This is a genomic window from Streptomyces sp. NPDC001744 (assembly GCF_042892575.1).
Lineage (GTDB): Bacteria > Actinomycetota > Actinomycetes > Streptomycetales > Streptomycetaceae > Streptomyces.
The window spans coordinates 1-17124 of sequence record NZ_JBIAUG010000023.1 but is presented as its reverse complement, the minus strand read 5'-3'; the positions used below and the strand labels follow the sequence as shown (position 1 = coordinate 17124).

The window sequence follows — 17124 nt, the reverse complement described above, 5'->3', positions numbered from 1 at the left end:
GGGGCGCCCGTGACCGCCACCCCCGCCAGGACGGAGCCCTCCGTGACCACGACCGTCTCCAAGGAGCTGCGCCGGGAGGTGCTGGAGGCAAACCTCCGCATCCCCCGGGCCGGCCTCGCCACCCTCACCTGGGGAAACGTGAGCGGGGTGGACAGGCAGGCCGGCGTCTTCGTCATCAAGCCGTCGGGGGTGGACTACGAGACGCTGAGCGAGGATGACCTCGTCGTCGTCTCGCTGGCCGACGGGAAGGTCGTGGACGGCCGGCTGCGCCCGTCCACCGACACGGAGACGCACCGGAGCCTCTACCTGGCCTTCCCCTCCATCGGGGGAGTGACCCACACGCACTCCACCCACGCCGTCGCCTTCGCCCAGGCCCGGCGCCCCATACCGGTGCTCGGCACGACCCATGCCGACACCTTCAACGGCCCCGTCCCCGTCACCGGGGTCCTCACCCCCCGCCAGTGCGCCGAGGACTACGAGTACAACACCGGCCAGGTCATCGTGGACCTGCTGGAAGGCGACGACACCCGGGCCGCCGAGGTCCCCGGCGCCCTGGTCGCCCACCACGGGCCCTTCACCTGGGGCGCCGGCGCCACCAAGTCCCTGGAGCACGCCATCGTCTGCGAGGCGGTGGCCGAGATGGCCCTCCACACCCTCGCCCTGGGAGCGGTCGAGCCCCCGCGGCACCTGCTGGACCGCCACTTCACGCGCAAGCACGGACCGGGCGCCTACTACGGCAACCCCCCGGCCGTGTGACCACATCCTCACGGCGCGGCGCTTCACCGGGGCGCCGCGCCGTGACGGCGCGCCGGAACGGACCCGCACCCGGGCGACGGGAGCCCGGACGGCGGGGAACGCCGGTTCCCCGCCCGCACCACACCGCGCGCCGAGAGCACGACGCCCCGCACCGTCCCCCTCAAGGAGAGCCGCCTTGCGCACACGCAACCGCATCACGAGAAGAACCGGAGTCGTCGTCAGCGGCCTGCTGACCACCTCGCTGGCCGCCGGACTCCTCACGCAGTCCCCGGCGGCGGCCGACCCCGCCGCGACGGACTACACCCTCTCCGTCGACGCCGGCCGCGAGGGACCGGCGATCGACCCCACCCTGTACGGCGTCTTCTTCGAGGACATCAACAACGCCGCCGACGGCGGCCTCTACGCCGAACTCGTCCAGAACCGCTCCTTCGAGTACGGCCCCGTCGACAACCGGTCCTACACCCCGCTGACCGCCTGGCAGCAGACCGCGTCCGGCGGCGCCACCGGCACCCTGCGGGTCGTCGACGACGCCGAGCGGCTGAACGAACGCAACCGCAACCACCTGCGCGTCGACCTCGCCGGCACGGGCGGCGCCACCGGCCGCTTCGGCATCGTCAACAGCGGCTACGGCGCGGGCATGGCCCTCAAGGCGGGCAAGCGGTACGACTTCTCCGTCTGGGCCCGCACGGACGACGCGGCCGGCACGCGCCTCACCACCGAACTGCGCACCGGCGACGGGACCGTTTTGAGCGCGCCGCTGGCCGTCACCGTACGGGGCGACCGGTGGACCGAGTACACCGGCACGCTCGTCCCCAAGGTGACCACCACCACCGGACGGCTCGCGGTGACGGCCGCGGGCGCCGGAACCCTGCGCCTCGACATGGTCTCGCTCTTCCCCCGCGACACCTACAAGGGCCGCGAGAACGGCCTGCGCAAGGACCTCGCCGAGAAGATCGCCGCCCTCGACCCCGGTTTCCTCCGCTTCCCGGGCGGCTGTCTGGTCAACACCGGCAGCCACTACGCCTACGAGGCCCCGAACTGGGAGCGCCGCCGCTCCTACCAGTGGAAGGACACGATCGGCCCGGTCGAACAGCGGGCGGTCAACGCCAACTTCTGGGGCTACCACCAGAGTTACGGCCTCGGCTACTACGAGTACTTCCAGTTCGCCGAGGACATCGGCGCGATGCCGCTGCCCGTCGTGCCCGCCCTCGTCACCGGCTGCGGGGAGAACCGCGCGACCGACGACCCGGCCCTGCTGAAGCGGCACATCCAGGACACCCTGGACCTGATCGAGTTCGCCAACGGCCCCGTCACCTCCACCTGGGGCCGCAAGCGGGCCGAGATGGGCCACCCCAAGCCCTTCAACCTGACCCACCTGGGCGTGGGCAACGAGGAGAACCTGCCCGACGCCTTCTTCGCCCGCTTCACCGAGTTCCGCAAGGCCATCGCGGCCAGGTACCCGCAGATCACGATCGTGTCCAACTCCGGCCCCGCGTCCAGCGGCGCCACCTTCGACCGGCTGTGGGACCTCAACCGGCAGGCGGGCGTCGGCCTGGTCGACGAGCACTACTACAACTCGCCGCAGTGGTTCCTGGAGAACAACAACCGCTACGACTCGTACGACCGCAAGGGGCCCAAGGTCTTCCTCGGCGAGTACGCCTCCCGCGACAACAAGTTCTCCAACGCCCTCTCCGAGGCCGCGTTCATGACCGGCCTGGAGCGCAACGCCGACGTCGTCAAGCTCGCCTCGTACGCCCCGCTGCTGGCCGACGTCGACAAGAACCAGTGGCGGCCGGACATGATCTGGTTCGACAACAACCGCTCCTGGGGATCGACCAGCTACGAGGTCCAGAAGCTCTTCATGAACAACACCGGCGACCGGGTCGTGCCGAGCCGCGCCTCCGGCACCCCCGCCGTCTCCGGACCGATCACGGGCGCGGTGGGCCTGTCCACCTGGGCCACCAGCGCCGCCTACGACGACGTCGAGGTCACCGCGGCGAACGGCACCACCCTGCTGAAGGACGACTTCTCCGCCGGGGCCACCGGGTGGAAGCCGGCGACCGGACGCGGCACCTGGACCGTCCGGGACGGAGCGTACGTCCAGACCGACGAGGCCGCCGAGGACACCCTGGTCACCGCGGGCGACGCGGGCTGGCAGGACTACGACCTGAAGGTCAGGGCCACGAAGAAGTCCGGCAAGGAGGGCTTCCTCGTCGCCTTCGGCGTCCGCGACACCGGCAACCACTACTGGTGGAACCTCGGCGGCTGGGGCAACACCCGCTCCGCCGTCGAGAAGAGCGCCGACGGGGGCAAGCAGACCCTGCTGGAGAGCCCCACCACCGTCGAGACGGGCCGCGCCTACGACATCCGCGTCCAGGTGCGGGGCCGACAGGTCACCCTCTACCTGGACGGTCAGAAGTGGGGTTCCTTCACCGACGACAAGGCTGCCGAACCGTTCCGCCAGGTGGTGACCAGGGACGGGAAGGACCTGGTCGTCAAGGTCGTCAACGCCCAGGCCGCCCCGGCCCGCACGAGCGTCGACCTCGGCACCGACAAGGTCGCCACGACGGCCCGCCTGACGACCCTGGAGGGCGCGCCGGACGCGGTGAACGGCGCCGACGCCCAGCCGATCCGGCCGCGTGAGTCGACGCTGGACGGCATCGGACGGACCTTCACGCACACCTTCCCCGCCCACTCGGTCACCTTCCTGCGCGTCAGGACCGGCTGAGCCCCCGGCCCTCGCCCCACACCGTGACCGCCACGGTGCGGGGCGAGGGGTTCCCGGCGCGCGGCGGCCGGCCCGCGCCACCGGCAGGCCCCGGACGAGCCGGTGCGCGGGACGAGAGGAAGCGCAGCCGCTTCCCGCTCCCGGCCGGCTCGTCACCATCCGTCGGAACACCGCGGGCGCCCTGCTCACGGCGATGGGCGTGAGCGGTACGGCCACCCGCCGACCCGCCGGCCCGGGCGCGACCGGAGCGGCCTCAGGGGAGCGGCGCGCCGCGTGCCGCCGTCCACAGCTCGTACCACTCCTCGTGTCCGAGGGCGGGTGCCCGCGAGACGGCGTCGCGGCAGGCGCGGACGCGCTCGGGACGCGAGGTGCCGATCACCGGCACGATTCCGGCGGGATGGCGCTGGAGCCACCACAGCACGACGGTCTCCGAGGTGGTGCCCGCGGCCCGCGCGAGCCGGTCCACGAGCGCGGCGGCCGGGCCGGACGCCGGGTCGGAGAAGCGGCCGCCGGCGAGCGCGCCCCACGCCTGGAGTTCCATGCCCTGCTCCAGGCAGTACTCCACCGTGCCCGCGGGGAAGCCGACACCGGCGCCCGCCGGGGTGTTGACGAGCACGCCCTCCTCGACCCAGTCCCGGCGGTGCAGGCTCATCTCCAGCTGGTTGACGGTCAGCGGCAGGTCCAGGAAGGACCGCAGGCGCGCGATCTGGGCGGCGTGCATGTTCGACACGCCGAAGCGGCGGACCATGCCCTGCCGGTGCAGGGAGGCGAGCGCGGCGGCCAGCTCCTCCGGATCGGCCAGCGGATCGGGCCGGTGCAGCAGCAGGACGTCGACGTGGTCCGTCCGCAGCCGGGTGAGACTCTCCTCCACCCGGCGCAGCACGCTCGGACCGCGCAGGTCGTACAGGCCGGGCCGGCCGTCCTCGGGGAGCCGGATGCCGCACTTGGTCTGGAGGGTGATCCGTTCGCGCAGTCCCGGCGCCCGGGACAGCACCTCGCCGAAGACGGCCTCCGACTTGCCGTACCGGTAGATGTCCGCGTGGTCGAACACCGTGATGCCGATGTCGAGGGCCGCCCCGACGGCCGCCTCGGCGCGGGCGACGTCCGCGGCCGCGTACGGGAGGGTGTCCCAGCCGCCGCCGAGACCCATGCATCCGTACACCAGGCGTCCTCCACCGGCGGCGGGTGGTTCCGTCATGTTCTGCCGCTCCTCGTTTTTGTCGTGGTCGTGGGCCGTGGCCCCGGTGCGGCCGGTCACGCTCCGGCCTCCGCGCCGCTCCGCCGGCCGGTGAGCGCGGCGGCCTCGTCGAGGAGGGCCGCGCGGCCGATGGCGTCGCTCGCGGTGGCCGGCACGGTGCAGGCGTACGCCCCGGCGACGGCGCCGTACAGGGCGCACCGCGCGGGGGGTTCGCCGGTGAGGCGGCCGTAGAGGAAACCGGCGGCATAGGCGTCGCCCGCGCCGTTGGAGTCGACGACCGGTGCGCGGGGGGTGACCGCCGGGACGTGGTGGAGCGTGCCGTCGGACGTCAGCAGGTAGGAGCCCTCGGCGCCGGCGGTGGCGACGACCACCTCGGCCCGGCCGCGTTCCATGACGCGCCGCATGGTCCGTTCGTGGTCGGCCAGGGCGGTGGTGGAGACGAAGACCACGTCCGCGCCGAGGGCGAACGCCTCGTGGTAGGGGTTCTCGCCGTCCCAGTTGTGCAGGTCCGTGGAGACGGTGAGGCCGGCCTCGCGCAGCAGGGGCAGGGCGAAGGCGCACGGGTGGGTGATCGAGACGTGCGCGTGACGGCTGACCGAGGCCAGCCCGCGCACCAGTTCCTCGGGGAGCCGGTCGGACTCCCGCGAACGGCTGTCGTCGTAGAGGAAGAGACGGCGCCCCTCGGGGTCGACCAGGTTGACGGCCCGCTTCGTCCCGCCGGGCAGGGGCACCTCCGTGAAGCCGATGCCCCGGTCGCGGTGGAAGGCGCGGACGAGGTCCCCGGACGGGTCGTCGCCGATCATGTCGATGTGGTGGGTGCGCAGCCCCAGGGAGTTCAGGCCCAGCGCCACGAAGTCCCCGGTCTGGCCCGCGCGGGTCTCGATGCCGGGCCGGATCATGTAGCTGTCGGCGTAGGGGAGCGGGAGCGCGGGAACGTACACGATCGTGTCGACGCCCGACCCTCCCAGGACGAGGACGTCGTACTCGCTGCTCATGGCTGTTCCTCTCGCGAAGGGGCTGCGACTGCCGCCGATCACCGGCGAGTCAAGCAGTCGGCCGATCAAGTCCGCAAAGCGTTGCCGCGTGTTTCGGCAAGCCGTTGCGGCCGGGGGTGTGGGGTCTCCGGAGGGCGGCCGGACGCACGGAGCGGGCGGGCCGGCACGGAGCCGGGCCCGCCCGCGGTCCGGGCGTGCGGCGTCAGTCGCGCCAGGTGCCCGTGAGGGTGACGGTGCCGGAGGCCGGGACCGTCGCGGTGCGGTTGGCGCCGCTCTCCCAGGTCACGGCGCCGGACGCCTCCTTGCGGACGTACTTGTACGCGAAGGTGGTGCCGGCCGGCAGTTTCACGTCGAGCTTCCAGACCGGGTAGCCGGCCGGGTCCAGCCGGAGGGCGCTCGCGGGCGACCAGGAGCCCAGGGCGGCGATGTCGCCGACGACGTGGACGCTCTGGCCGGGCACGGTGGTGGCGGTGACGGCGAACGAGGCGCCGGTCTCCTCCCGCCCCCCGCACGGGTTGCCCGTGCCGACGGTCCCGCCCCTGACGGTGACGTCACCCGTCCCGAGGGAGTAGTCGGCGGAACCGTTGTTGTCCCAGGTGCCGGCACCGTTGTTGAAGGCGGCCCGGAAGGCCGTGGCGGAGCCCAGGGGGACGGTCTTCCTCACCCAGCCCGCGCAGGCCGGTTCCAGGGCGACACCGGGGACGGCGGTCCAGGCGCCGCCGGCCGGGGCGTAGTGGAGGTAGTGGGCGGACCAGTTCCGGTCCGTGGCGTAGTACACGGTGGCCGTGTTGTCGCGGGACTCCCCGCCCCGGGCGCCGGCGTGGAGGGCGAGCGCGTCGTCACCGGCCACGGTGGCGGTGAACCCGCCGTCGGGGCCGACGGTGTACGAGGTCCCGGTGCAACCGCCCCCGGCGACCGGGTCGCCGTGCTGGACGTCGCAGTAGGTGCCGGCCGGCAGGGAGGTCCGGAAGGTCCGGGTGACCGGGCCGCTCTCGCGGTTGACGACGACGAAGCCCTTGTCGCCCCGGCCGAAGGCGATGGCGTTGCCGCCGTTGTCCCACCAGTCGGTGACGCCGGTGCCCTCGGTGGCGTTGCGGAAGGCGACCATGTTGGCCACCTGGCGCCAGGCGTGCTGACAGGACCAGCCGTCGCTGTGGCAGGCGCGCACGGCGTGGCCGGTCGGCGCGCCGTCGTCCTGGCTGCCGAACGCGTAACCGGAGTGGACCGACGGGCTGCCGTACGGGTGGGCGAGCATGAAGACGTGGGCGAGGGTGTAGCGCGCGCCGTCACGGTAGCTCAGGCTGTTGCCGTTGCGCTCGGTGTCGTGGTTGGCCACCATGCTGCCGCTCAGGCCGGACGGCATGTAACCCCACGCCTCGCCGAAGTTCTTGAGGTACGAGAGCTTCTCGTGGGTGAAGACCCGCTTGAGGTCGGTCGTGTAGCGGAACTCCTGGACGTCGCCGCTGCCGAGGTACTCCGAGGGGGAGACCGCCTCGCCGCCGCCGAAGATGGCCTCCTGCATCCAGTAGACGTCCGGGTCGCTGAGCCTGGCGCGGACGGCGTTGAGGTCGCTCGCGGGAATGTGCTTGGCGGCGTCCACGCGGAAACCGTCGACGCCCAGGGACAGGAGGTCGTTGAGGTATTCCGCGATCCGGCCCCGCACGTAGGCGCTGCCGGTGTCCAGGTCGGAGAGTGAGGGCCGGCCCGTGTCCCCGAGTTCGCACTCCTGGACGGTGCGGCGGTCGGAGTAGTCGCTCCCGATCGGGCGGCGGCAGCCGTGGAAGTCGGCGTCGGAGTAGGTGCCGGGGTAGTCGTACTTGGTGTACCGCGTCCCGGCGGTTCCGGTGCCCGAGCCGGACGTCATGTGGTTGAGGACCGTGTCGGCGATGACCTTCACCCCGGCGCCGTGGCAGGTGTCGACCATGTTCCTGAAGGCGGTGCGGTCGCCGAGCGGCCCCTGGATCTTGTAACTGACCGGCTGGTAGGCGGTCCACCAGGCGCTGCCCTGGATGCGTTCCTGCGGGGGCGAGACCTGGACGTACCCGTAGCCCTTGGGGCCGAGCGTCCGGGCGCACTCGCGGGCGACCGAGTCGAAGTTCCACTCGAACAGGACGGCGGTGACCTTCTTCGCCCCGTTGACGGCCGGCGCGGCCGTCGCCCGCTGCGCGGGCAGGGCGAGCGTCGTGGTGAGCCCGAGCGTCAGGCCGGCGACGGCGAGCGCGGCACCGGCCCGGCGGGAGGCTTTTCTGAGGCGGAACCTCATGGGGATCTCCTCGTGGGGGTGGGGTGGGGGGCGCGGACACGCGGCATCGACGGAACGGGCCGGTGAACGCGAGGAGTTGCAAGGTTTTTCGGAAATTTTCCGCAAGGTCTTGAGCACGGTAGGGTCCGGCTCCCGGAGGGGTCAAGGCATCGGACACGACGGCTCTCCGTCCCCGGGAAACGACCTGCTCCGGCGGGCGGGCCGCCTCCGTGCCCGCCGGCCCGGCGGCTCCGTACGGCGCTCGCGCACGGCCGCACGGGCACATCGTCCGCCGTACCGGTCCGTCGCGCCGGAAGGCCCGGACGGCCCCGGGTCGTGCTGCACCACTACGGCCGGAGAAGCCGGTCGCCGGCAGGCTCCGCGCGCCGGGCACGGGGACGCGGTCCCTCACGAACGGCGCCGACCACCGGACGGCCGGCCCGTCCGCGTTCCCCTTCCCCGCCGTGGGCGACTCCGGGCCGAGCACTTCGACCCGCTCGCGGACCCGCCGGTGCCGTGGCCGCCGCCGATGTACCCGGTCACGGCATCGCCGAACTCGAGGCCGCCGCTCCGGACGCTCCCGGGCATGAAAAGCGGACCGGGGGGCCCCGCGGGGGCGGGGGCCCCGGGCGGGGGGGGGGGGGGGGCGGGGGGGTGGCCCCCCCCCCCCCCGGCGGGACGCGGCGGGCCCGTAGCCCGCCGCCCGGCCGGACCCCCCCCCCGGCCTCCCCCACCCGCCGCCCCCCCGCCCGGCCCCCCCCGGCAAAAAACACCCCCCCGGGCCCCCCGGGGGGGGGGGGCCCCCCGGCCCGGGGAGGGGGTGCGCGAGGCGGTGTCCCGCCGGCCGGTCCGGACGGAACGGTCCGGGCCGTTCGCCGGCCGACGGGACGGACCCGCCGCGCGCACCGCCGGCGTCAGTTGTCGAGGGCCTCCATCACGGTGCCGAGGTCGACGAACTTGAAGTTGGTCGACGGACGGTCGCCGTCACCGGGGGAGTCGTGGCCGTCCTGTACGACGAGGAGGCCATGGGGGTACTTCGAGCCGAGGGGGGCGTTCAGGGCGGCGGCGCCGTCGCACTCCTCCGATCCGTCCGGGGTGCCGCTCGCGGACGCGACCCGGAAGCCGCCCTCGTACTCGTTGTCGTCCTCCAGCTCCCGGTCGTAGGCCACGAAGGTGTTGTCGCCCTGGCTGGAGGCGAGGAGGTAACCGTCGCCGTCCTCCTCCTCGACCAGCGTCAGGCCCTCGACGTCGGCCGTGATCCTGGTGCCGCCGTAACCGGGGTCGGCGCCCGGCGCGCACTCCTCGGTCCCCTCGTCGTACACCCCGGGGACGCCGTACTCACGGACCTTGTCGATCAGCTTCGGGGTGCCGGTGAGGTCGGCGTTCAGGCGCCAGATGCCGACGTCCTCCTGGCCGGCGTACAGGGTGCCGTTCGCGGGGTCGACCACCATGCCCTCGACCTGCGGCAGTTCGCCGGGCTCGGCGCACGGCGACCACGACGTGCCGTTGGGGAGGCGGAAGGTGGAGGGCAGGTCCAGGGTGCGGACCTTGCGGTAGGTGACCTTGCCGTCCGCCGTCGGCAGCAGCTCCAGGAGGGTGATGCTGGTGCGCTCGCGGCGGCTGACCAGGGCGTAGGCCTTCCCGGTCGCGGGATCGGTCCAGGTCGCCAGGCCGTAGGCGGTCTGCTGCTCGTCGACCTCGGCCTGGTCCTTGGAGAACACGGCGGGCGCGGCGGGGTCGGTGACGTCGGTCAGCGGGCCGCCGGCGCGGTCGCGGTCGATGCGGTAGAAACGCAGCCGGTCGTTGCCGCGGTCGCTGGTGACGGCCAGATCGGCCTTCCCCGAGGAGAGGCGCAGACCGTGGACGAGGTCCACGTTGTTGAAGCGGCCCGGGGCGTCGTCCTCCCCGGCGGCGGGAGGCGCGGCTATCGACTGCACCGGGCGCGCGTCCAGGTCGTAGACGCGCAGGCCGCCCTCCTTGGCGGTGGCGATGACGAGACTGCGGCCGGGGGCGGCGGCGTTGCGCCAGATGGCGGGGTCGTCCGCGTCGGCGTTGCCGCCCTCGTCGTCGTCGTGCAGTACCGGCGTCTCGGCGCGGGGGGTCACGGACGGCAGCGAACCGCCGGAGAGGCGGTGGTGGTCCCCGGCTTGGGCCGGCACGGCCAGGGCGGCCGCCGCGAGGGCCGTGGCCACGGCCAGCACGGACGACCGGACGATCGTGGAGCGGGTCACGCGGATCTCCTCTGAAAGGGGGGCGGGTGGTCCTGCGAGAGCCTGGGCCCCCCTCGTGTCGGCACGGCGGCCACCGGGCGACGGGTAACCCCGGCCCGACGTGTACACCAGGTGAACGATCGCCGGACGGACGGGCGAACGCGCACTCGGCACCGCCCGGTTCACCGGCTTCCTCCGGCAAGGCGCCCGGAGCCCGGCGCGTTGGGCAATGAGGACGGCTCAGACGGCGGGAGCCGGCGGATCGGCGGCGGTCACGCGTTCCTGGGCCGGCGGAAAGGGCTGGAGGGCGATGGCGACGATGTCGTCGGTGAGGGCGGGGGCCCACTGGGCGAGGTCGTGCTTGAGGAACTCGATGATGGCGAGGGGGGAGAGCGGCCGGGCGCTGTCGGCGCAGTGGGCCCGCAGCCGTTCGAGGAGGGGATAGAAGGCGCCGGAGCGGTCGCGTGCCTCGGTGACGCCGTCGGAGTAGGCGATCAGGATGTCACCGGGTTTCACCAGGCAGGTGGCGGTGGACGGTTGTCCGACCAGAAGGTCTCCCATGCCCAGTGGCAGGCTGTGCTCGGTCCGCACGACGCTCGTGCCGCGGGAGCCGACGAGGAGCAGGGGCTGGTGACCGCGGTTCAGGGCCCGCATCTCACGTGTGTCCGGGGAGAATTCGAGCAGGACCGCCGTGGCGAAGAGTTCGTCCGCCAGCGTCACCGGCTCTCCGGGGTCCTCCGGCGGCGCGGAGTCCGGTGCGCCGTCGAGGTCCGCGAGCGGCTCGGCGTTGGCGCGGTCGAGCTGCATCGCCGTGTCGATCCGGTCGGCGAGCTGGGCGAGCGTCGGCTGGAGCAGGGCCGCCTCCCTGAAGGACGAGAGGACCGTGGCCACGGTCTGGGTGGTGTCCATGCCCTTGCCCTTGACGTCCCCGACGATCACGCGGACCCCGAAGGAGGTCCGGCGGACGCCGTAGAAATCCCCGCCGATGAGCGCCTCGTCGTCGGCGGCCCGGTAGAAACCGGCCATCCGCACCCCGTCCACCTGGGCGGGGAGCGGTCGCAGCAGGGCAAGTTGCACCGCTTCGGCGACCGCCTGCACATGGCGGAAACGTTTCTCGGTCCGGACGCGCACCGCGCACAGCGCGACGGAGAGCAGGGTGACCGTGGCCAGCACGATCAGCGTCGTGATGGTCTGGGGACCGATGTCGTCCTCGACCTGCTCGGCGACGGCCAGCAGGCCGCATGCCGCCGCACCGGTGGCGGCGACGCCGAGCGGCGGGTAGGCGAAGATGGCCAGCGCCACCGAGGCCGTGAGCAGCGAGCCGAAGAAGTAGGACGGCGGTGTCATCCGGTCGAGCACGATCGACACCACGATCAGCGCGGGCGGCAGCCGGCGTATCCACCGCGGCGGCCACGGGTGTTCTTCGGCCTGCCGCCGGTGTTCCAGAGCGGACCGTCCCGTGCCCACGACTGCCACTTCCTTCCCGCTCGGCTCCCGGCGCGGAGCCCGTGGCGAGCATCATGCACGAGCGGACACGTCGGGGACGGCATCGACCCGCCTCCCCCGCACGTCGGTCCCCGCCGGGCGGGGGGCGGATGCCGTGTCGGGGCCGGTTCGGCGGGAGAGGGGATGCGCACCGGCGGCACCGCAAGGGCCCGCGTCGGCAGCGTCGCTCCCGCCGTCGCGCACGATGTGCCCCCTCTTCCCCGGAGTAGTTTCCCGTCGGGTTCCGGTGTAGAAAATCTATCGTGGCGAAGGTAGACATTGGCGGGTGGTGGGGTTAGTGTTCTGTTCGTAGCCAAGGAAGTCCGAAGGGCGCGGCAGGGACGCACTGCCGCGCGAGCAGGTTCAGCAGGTGCGGAACGGCGGTGGAGTGGTGGGGCCGGGTGTGATGGGTTCCTCCGCTGGCCGCCGGGCCGGGCGGTCCCAGGGGCCGCGCAGCAGTACCCGTTGGTGGAGTGAAGGAAAGAAGAGGTAAGGAGCGGACGCCATCAGGATCGCCCGGGCGTACGCGCCCGGGTACCGCAGGCCCCGGATGGGAAGGTGGTCCCCGGTCACACAGCCGCGATCCCCGCTCCTTCGCCCCGGTGGGCGCAGGGGAGCGGAAGAAGAAGGCCGGTGCGGTTCGGCCGGCACATGGTGGTGAAGGCTCGGGGCCCGGGCGCCGGTGACGGCGACCGGGCCCCCCGACGTGTTCGGTCCGACGGCACGCCGGCGCGACGGACGGATCCCCTGGCAGGACGGGACAGGACGGAGACGGACGCCGTCTACCCGTGCCGGGCTCGCGGCATGTCCACCCGTGCGCCGCGGAACGGTGTGCCCTCCTCGCGGAGGAGGCCCACCGCCCGTCCGCCGTGGCAGGTCGCGGGGGTGCCGTCGGCGTGAACGACCCGCCACCACGGGACGCCGTCGTCGAGCAGGCCCATCGCCCGCCCGGCCTGCCGGGGGCCGATGCCCACCCGTTCGCCGATGTCGCCGTACGTCATCACGGCTCCGGGCGGAATCGCGGCGACCACGGCACGTACGTCCTCGACGAAACCCATGTCAGGGTCCGGGCGGATAGGTCAGGTGCCCGTGGTGGACACGGGCGTTCTCGTTCAGGACCGCCGGGCGTGTCGTGGTCTCCGACAGGATGTCGACCACCTCCACGCCCGCGACGATCAGGGCGTCGGTGATCAGGCGGCGGTGGCAGCGCCACGGCACGGCCTCACTGCACATGATCGCCGGTCGCTCGTGCCCGGCCAGCCCGATCAGCTCCTCCAGCCCCTCCGCGAACGCGTCGGTGGCCATGTAGTCGGCGTAGTCGCGGAACGCCTTCACCCTCCACGCGCCGTTCGGACTCTCCACGCCCTTGGGGGTGTGCCGCCGACCGCCCAGCTTCCGGAGCCACCGGTACCCGATGTCGGAGGGCAGCGCCCCGACGATCGCCTCCTGGTTCCACTGCGGGAACTTCCGCGACGACGGGAACGCGCGGACGTCGACCAGAAAGGTGACCTCGTTCTCCCGCAGCATCGACAACAGCTCGTCGAAGCCGCGCGTCGAATGTCCCACCGTGCAGATCCGGTTCGTCATCCCGCCGTCCGCCCGGGGGAGCGCGCCACCGTCACGAAGGGGTCCGCGACTTCGTCAGCGCGCCGCCCTTGTGCAGGGCGATGTGACCGGTCCTGTCACTCCTGATCTCGTACTGGGGATCGTCCTCGGTGCACCGGTGCGTGTGTCCCCTGTACTCCACGTCCTCCGTGTGCTTCCGGATGATCACCCCCTCCACGAACCCGGCCTCGGAGTTCCACCGGACGTGGTCTCCCACCGAGAACTTCTCCGGCATGTCCCTTCCCTTCCTCTCGCGTCCCCTCTGGCGCAAACGTCCCTTACCGGGACGATAGGACGACAGCGGTACGAGGGGCCACTCGTCGCGCCACCCGTCGGAACGCGGCCGGGGCGGGGACGCCGGCCGGCGAACGGATCGGAGCGCCCGGTGCCGAGGCCCTGGCGGCCGGCGGAGAACCACGAACCGCACACGCGTGACGCGCCGCTCGTACGGCCCCGCCTCTCCCCGGACCCGGTCTCCGGACCCGGACCCGGGTCCGGGTCCGGAGACCGGGTCCGGGGGCGTCAGGTGGTGAGGTCGGTGTCGTCCGCCGGTTCGGTGACGGGCCGGCGTACGGCCCTGGGGATGCCGAGCCGGGCGCGGGCCCGGTGGACGGCGGCGAGCGGGTCGGTGGTCTGCGGACCCCGGTCGAAGAGTTCCAGGGCCTGCTCGGGCGCGGCCAGGATCCGGATGCGGGCGCGGCCGGTGACCGGATCGACGGGCGGGGGACCGAGGCGGGTGAGCGCGGCGGCGTGGCGGAGACGGACACCCGGCTCGCCGGGCCCGGAGAAGTGCCCGAGGAGCAGCGGTTCGCCGAACTCGGCCGCGGCCTCCTCGCGGGCTTTCCGGCGCAGTGCGAGCAGCGGGTCCTCGCGGTCCCCGGGGCCGGGAGCGCCTCCGGGCAGAGAGGCCGTGCCCGTGTCCGGGTCCAGCAGCACCAGCACACGGCCGTCCGTTATCGCGGCAGTATGAGGCGTCTCAAAGATCACCGGGTTATCTGACCGCTCGGTGTGTCTCATGCCGTCGAGTGAGGAGGGGTGGGTTTGGTGCGTCCAGGAGAAGGTGGCGGTGGGGAGGCGGTGGTCGCGAGCCATCGCACGGTGGTCGAGTTCGGTGAGATAGCGGGGCTGGTCGACGCGGACGGTGTTTTGCGGAGGGCGGGTGTTGAGGAGGGGCAACGGTTCATCCTGGGGCCTGACGGTTCGTACGACCCGGAGCTGAACCGGATGCTGCGTGATCTGCCGAGTTGGGGTGTCCCCTCACGCAACGGGCAGGAGGCGTACTGCTCGGAACTGATGCTGACCTGCCGCTTCCTGCACGAGGCCAGGGGCGGCAAGACGATCTGGGAGATGGACGGCGCGGACCTGCGCGCCTTCAAGCAGGCCCGCCTGTTCGCGAAGGATCCGGACGAGCGGATCGAATACGGCTCATGGCAGCGGTACATCGCGGCCCTGGACAAGTGGGTGGCGTGGTCTTTGGATGCCGAGATCCTGGCTGCCGAGCCGTTCGGGTACGTCGACAAGGTGGTGATGACGCCGAACGGGCCCAAGCAGGTGCGGGTGAACTCGGAGTCGGAGCCAGGCAAGAACGGCCAGCCGTTCCGCTTCCTGGCCTACGAGGACTATCTGCTGTGGCGGGACGTGGGGCTGCGCGGCTTCCTTCCGGGCGGTGGGCGGGACCCGAAGTGGCGGGGCCGTAACGGCGAGCGGAACGCGCTGTTCGCGGACCTTCTGGTGTGCACCGGGATGCGGCTGACCGAGGCGTCGTGCTTGTTGCTGCCGGAGGTTCCGCCGCTGGCTCACGACCGGGGTGGCTTCCGCCTGTCGAAGGCCACGACGAAGCGGAACAAGACGCGGACGGTGTACGCGCGCCGGCGCGTGCTGCGCGACCTCCACCACTACATCGCGATCGAACGCGACGAGCTGGTCCAGCGCAGGCGCGCGGCCGGCGCCTACGGGTGGGAGGACGGCTACCGGGTCATGCGCTCGAGCCGGCAGGCGCTGGTTGTTGAAGGGCGCTCCCGGGCCTGGACCTATGCGAGCCTCACCTACGAGGACAGGCTGCGCCTGCTGTCGGTGGATGCCCGCGGGGCGGAGCTGGGGCCGCTGTGGCTGTGGCTGGGGGAGAGCGGTCTTCCGCTGAGGAGTTCGACCTGGCAGTCGGCCTTCCGTCGCGCGAACGAACGATGCGCAGCCCTCGGCCTCGACTTCGACGTTCATCCGCACACGCTAAGGCACACGTTCGCCGTCCATATGCTGGGTCTGCTGCTCCGTCAGACGGTTCGCGCGCTGGGGATGAGGGAGGACCGCCGGTTCACTCTCGCTCAGATCAAGCGGTTGCTGATCGGCAACCCGATGCGCAAGCTGCAGCTTCTTCTCGGCCATGCGCACGAGCACACGGTTCACCAGTACCTCGACGTGCTGGATGAGGCTCAGGAGATCGTGCTGGCCGCATTGGCGGAGTGGGACGAACATTCCGCCGTGCTGGAGGGTCTGCAGGTTGACGAGGTGGGCCGGTGAGCCCGCGCCGTGTCAGGTTCGGCCCAGCGGAAGCCGCAGAGACGCCCGCGGCCGTGCCAGATCTGGGGCTGATCGCCTTCACCGTACCGATGCCGTCAGGGCTGAGCGAGGAGGTGGACCTCTCCGACATTGGGGTGCCTCGACTCGTGCGGCCTTTCGGTAAGGCCGTCGTGGAGGGGGTCGAGCAGATCGAGACGCACTACAGGCGGGAGGTTTTGCGCCGTCGCGTCAAGACACTGCGGGACTTCGTGCTGTTCACCCGCATGGTGTGCCCGGAGTTCGGCGAGGAGATCGACCTGGGCGACCTGGAGCCTGAACTTCTGGACGCCTACGAGGCCAGGCTTCCCGTGAGTCGCAAGGCCAGCGGCGCCTGGCGGCGCAAACGGATGCGGGAGCTGTGCCGCCTGCTGCGGCTCACTGAGCAGCACAGCCCGGCTTCGTTCAACCACGCCTTCCGCCAGCGCCTCGGCCTGCCGGTCGGTGTGGAACACGGCTCTGAGCGGCCGCTGGACGCGTACCCGTTTCCGGTGTTCGATGCCCTGGAGGCCGCGGCGCTGAGCGAGGTGGGCAAGATCCGGGACCGGATCCTGGAGGGCGAACGGCTGGCCGCCGCCGGCCGTGATCCCGACCTGCACGGCTGGGACGCGTTGGAGAACATCTGCTGGTACATCGCCCACCGCGGGCCGCTGGTGCCCGGGCAGCAGGACATCACGGGGATTGCGGCGCATGGGGGGATGCGCCGGCTCAACGCGAGGCTGCACCTGAGCTTGAACGACGTGATCAGGTTCCAGATTCTGCTGGGCTGCCAGACGGGCATGGAACCCGAATGCATCGGCACCCTGAAGGCCGGTTGCCTGATGAGCCCCTCGAAGGGGTACGTCAGCGTCCGGTACCTCAAACGGCGGGCACAGGGCGCCTGGGACAAGTCGATGCGCGTGCGCGACGGCGGCAACCTCCGCACACCCGGAGGCGTGATCCGCCTCGCGATGCGGCTCGGTCAGCGGGCCCGCGACCTGGCCGGCGTCGATGACCTGTTCGTCCCCGTGAATCAGATGACCGGCCAGGCAGCCCCCGTCTTCGGCCACAAGCCCACGTCGACGACGCATCACCGGCAGCGGTTCCTGGCCGAGTGCGGGCTTAAGTCGCTGAGCGTTTTCAGCGTTGACGCTCCAGGGTGAGGACGGCTGCGGCGATGACGGTCATGCGATTGGGGCTGCAGCGGGCTTTGCGGAAGATGTGCCAGGACTTCAGCCTTGCGACGCTTCGTTCGACCGGTGCTCGCGCCGCTGACAAGGCCCGGTTGATCGTCTGCTGGGTCGTGGTGAGGTCCCGGTTCGGGAGCCGTCTGATCGGTGTGGTCACCCAGGGCCCGGCCCCGATGTAGGCAC

The 17124-nt window shown here is 72.2% G+C and carries 14 protein-coding genes; 4 read left to right on the top strand and 10 right to left on the bottom strand.

What is annotated here, in order from left to right; all coding sequences use genetic code 11:
* The first annotated feature begins 9 nt into the window (after window positions 1-9).
* Together araD and ACFYZY_RS24515 are read left to right on the top strand one after the other, a co-directional pair.
* On the top strand, window positions 10-756 hold the full coding sequence (gene araD, locus ACFYZY_RS24520) for an L-ribulose-5-phosphate 4-epimerase AraD (protein WP_388697857.1): 747 nt from the start codon (window positions 10-12) through the stop codon (window positions 754-756).
* Window positions 757-931: 175 nt separating this feature from the next.
* Window positions 932-3484: an alpha-L-arabinofuranosidase C-terminal domain-containing protein gene (locus ACFYZY_RS24515; RefSeq protein WP_388697854.1), complete on the top strand. Its 2553-nt coding sequence runs from the start codon at window positions 932-934 to the stop codon at window positions 3482-3484.
* A 253-nt stretch (window positions 3485-3737) separates the two neighbouring features.
* Here ACFYZY_RS24515 and ACFYZY_RS24510 read toward each other — a convergent pair whose 3' ends face one another.
* The 9 genes from ACFYZY_RS24510 to ACFYZY_RS24470 form a co-directional block, all read right to left on the bottom strand.
* Window positions 3738-4682: an aldo/keto reductase family oxidoreductase gene (locus ACFYZY_RS24510; RefSeq protein ID WP_388697853.1), complete on the bottom strand. Its 945-nt coding sequence runs from the start codon at window positions 4680-4682 to the stop codon at window positions 3738-3740.
* A 56-nt stretch (window positions 4683-4738) separates the two neighbouring features.
* Window positions 4739-5677, bottom strand: coding sequence for an adenosine kinase (locus ACFYZY_RS24505; RefSeq protein ID WP_388697851.1), 939 nt, complete (start codon window positions 5675-5677; stop codon window positions 4739-4741).
* A 202-nt stretch (window positions 5678-5879) separates the two neighbouring features.
* On the bottom strand, window positions 5880-7940 hold the full coding sequence (locus ACFYZY_RS24500) for a carbohydrate binding domain-containing protein (RefSeq protein WP_388697848.1): 2061 nt from the start codon (window positions 7938-7940) through the stop codon (window positions 5880-5882).
* Window positions 7941-8833: 893 nt separating this feature from the next.
* The gene (locus ACFYZY_RS24495) at window positions 8834-10150 is read right to left on the bottom strand and encodes a phytase (RefSeq protein WP_388697845.1); all 1317 of its coding nucleotides are present in this window, start codon (window positions 10148-10150) and stop codon (window positions 8834-8836) included.
* 219 nt (window positions 10151-10369) lie between these two features.
* Window positions 10370-11596: a PP2C family protein-serine/threonine phosphatase gene (locus ACFYZY_RS24490; protein ID WP_388697843.1), complete on the bottom strand. Its 1227-nt coding sequence runs from the start codon at window positions 11594-11596 to the stop codon at window positions 10370-10372.
* Window positions 11597-12396: 800 nt separating this feature from the next.
* Window positions 12397-12672 (bottom strand): MGMT family protein, encoded by a 276-nt coding sequence (locus ACFYZY_RS24485; protein ID WP_388697840.1) that lies wholly within the window; start codon window positions 12670-12672, stop codon window positions 12397-12399.
* A gap of 1 nt (window position 12673) precedes the next feature.
* Entirely contained in the window at window positions 12674-13201 is a 528-nt protein-coding gene (locus ACFYZY_RS24480; protein WP_388697837.1) for a DUF488 family protein, read from the bottom strand.
* A 31-nt stretch (window positions 13202-13232) separates the two neighbouring features.
* Window positions 13233-13454, bottom strand: a complete 222-nt coding sequence (locus ACFYZY_RS24475; protein WP_388697835.1) for a DUF2945 domain-containing protein — start codon at window positions 13452-13454, stop codon at window positions 13233-13235.
* 287 nt (window positions 13455-13741) lie between these two features.
* Window positions 13742-14161 carry a hypothetical protein gene (locus ACFYZY_RS24470; RefSeq protein ID WP_388697834.1) on the bottom strand — a complete coding sequence of 140 codons (420 nt, stop codon included), beginning with the start codon at window positions 14159-14161 and terminating at the stop codon, window positions 13742-13744.
* A gap of 102 nt (window positions 14162-14263) precedes the next feature.
* On the opposite strand from ACFYZY_RS24470, the gene ACFYZY_RS24465 reads away from it, so the two are divergent.
* The gene (locus tag ACFYZY_RS24465) at window positions 14264-15736 is read left to right on the top strand and encodes a tyrosine-type recombinase/integrase (protein WP_388697832.1); all 1473 of its coding nucleotides are present in this window, start codon (window positions 14264-14266) and stop codon (window positions 15734-15736) included.
* Between the two features lie 53 nt (window positions 15737-15789).
* Window positions 15790-16914: a hypothetical protein gene (locus tag ACFYZY_RS24460; protein ID WP_388697829.1), complete on the top strand. Its 1125-nt coding sequence runs from the start codon at window positions 15790-15792 to the stop codon at window positions 16912-16914.
* On the opposite strand, the gene ACFYZY_RS24455 is transcribed toward ACFYZY_RS24460, so the two are convergent.
* Window positions 16892-17124, bottom strand: a 233-nt coding sequence (locus tag ACFYZY_RS24455; RefSeq protein WP_388697827.1) for a transposase family protein, incomplete at its 5' end; no start/stop codon positions are given. The genes ACFYZY_RS24460 and ACFYZY_RS24455 overlap by 23 nt on opposite strands.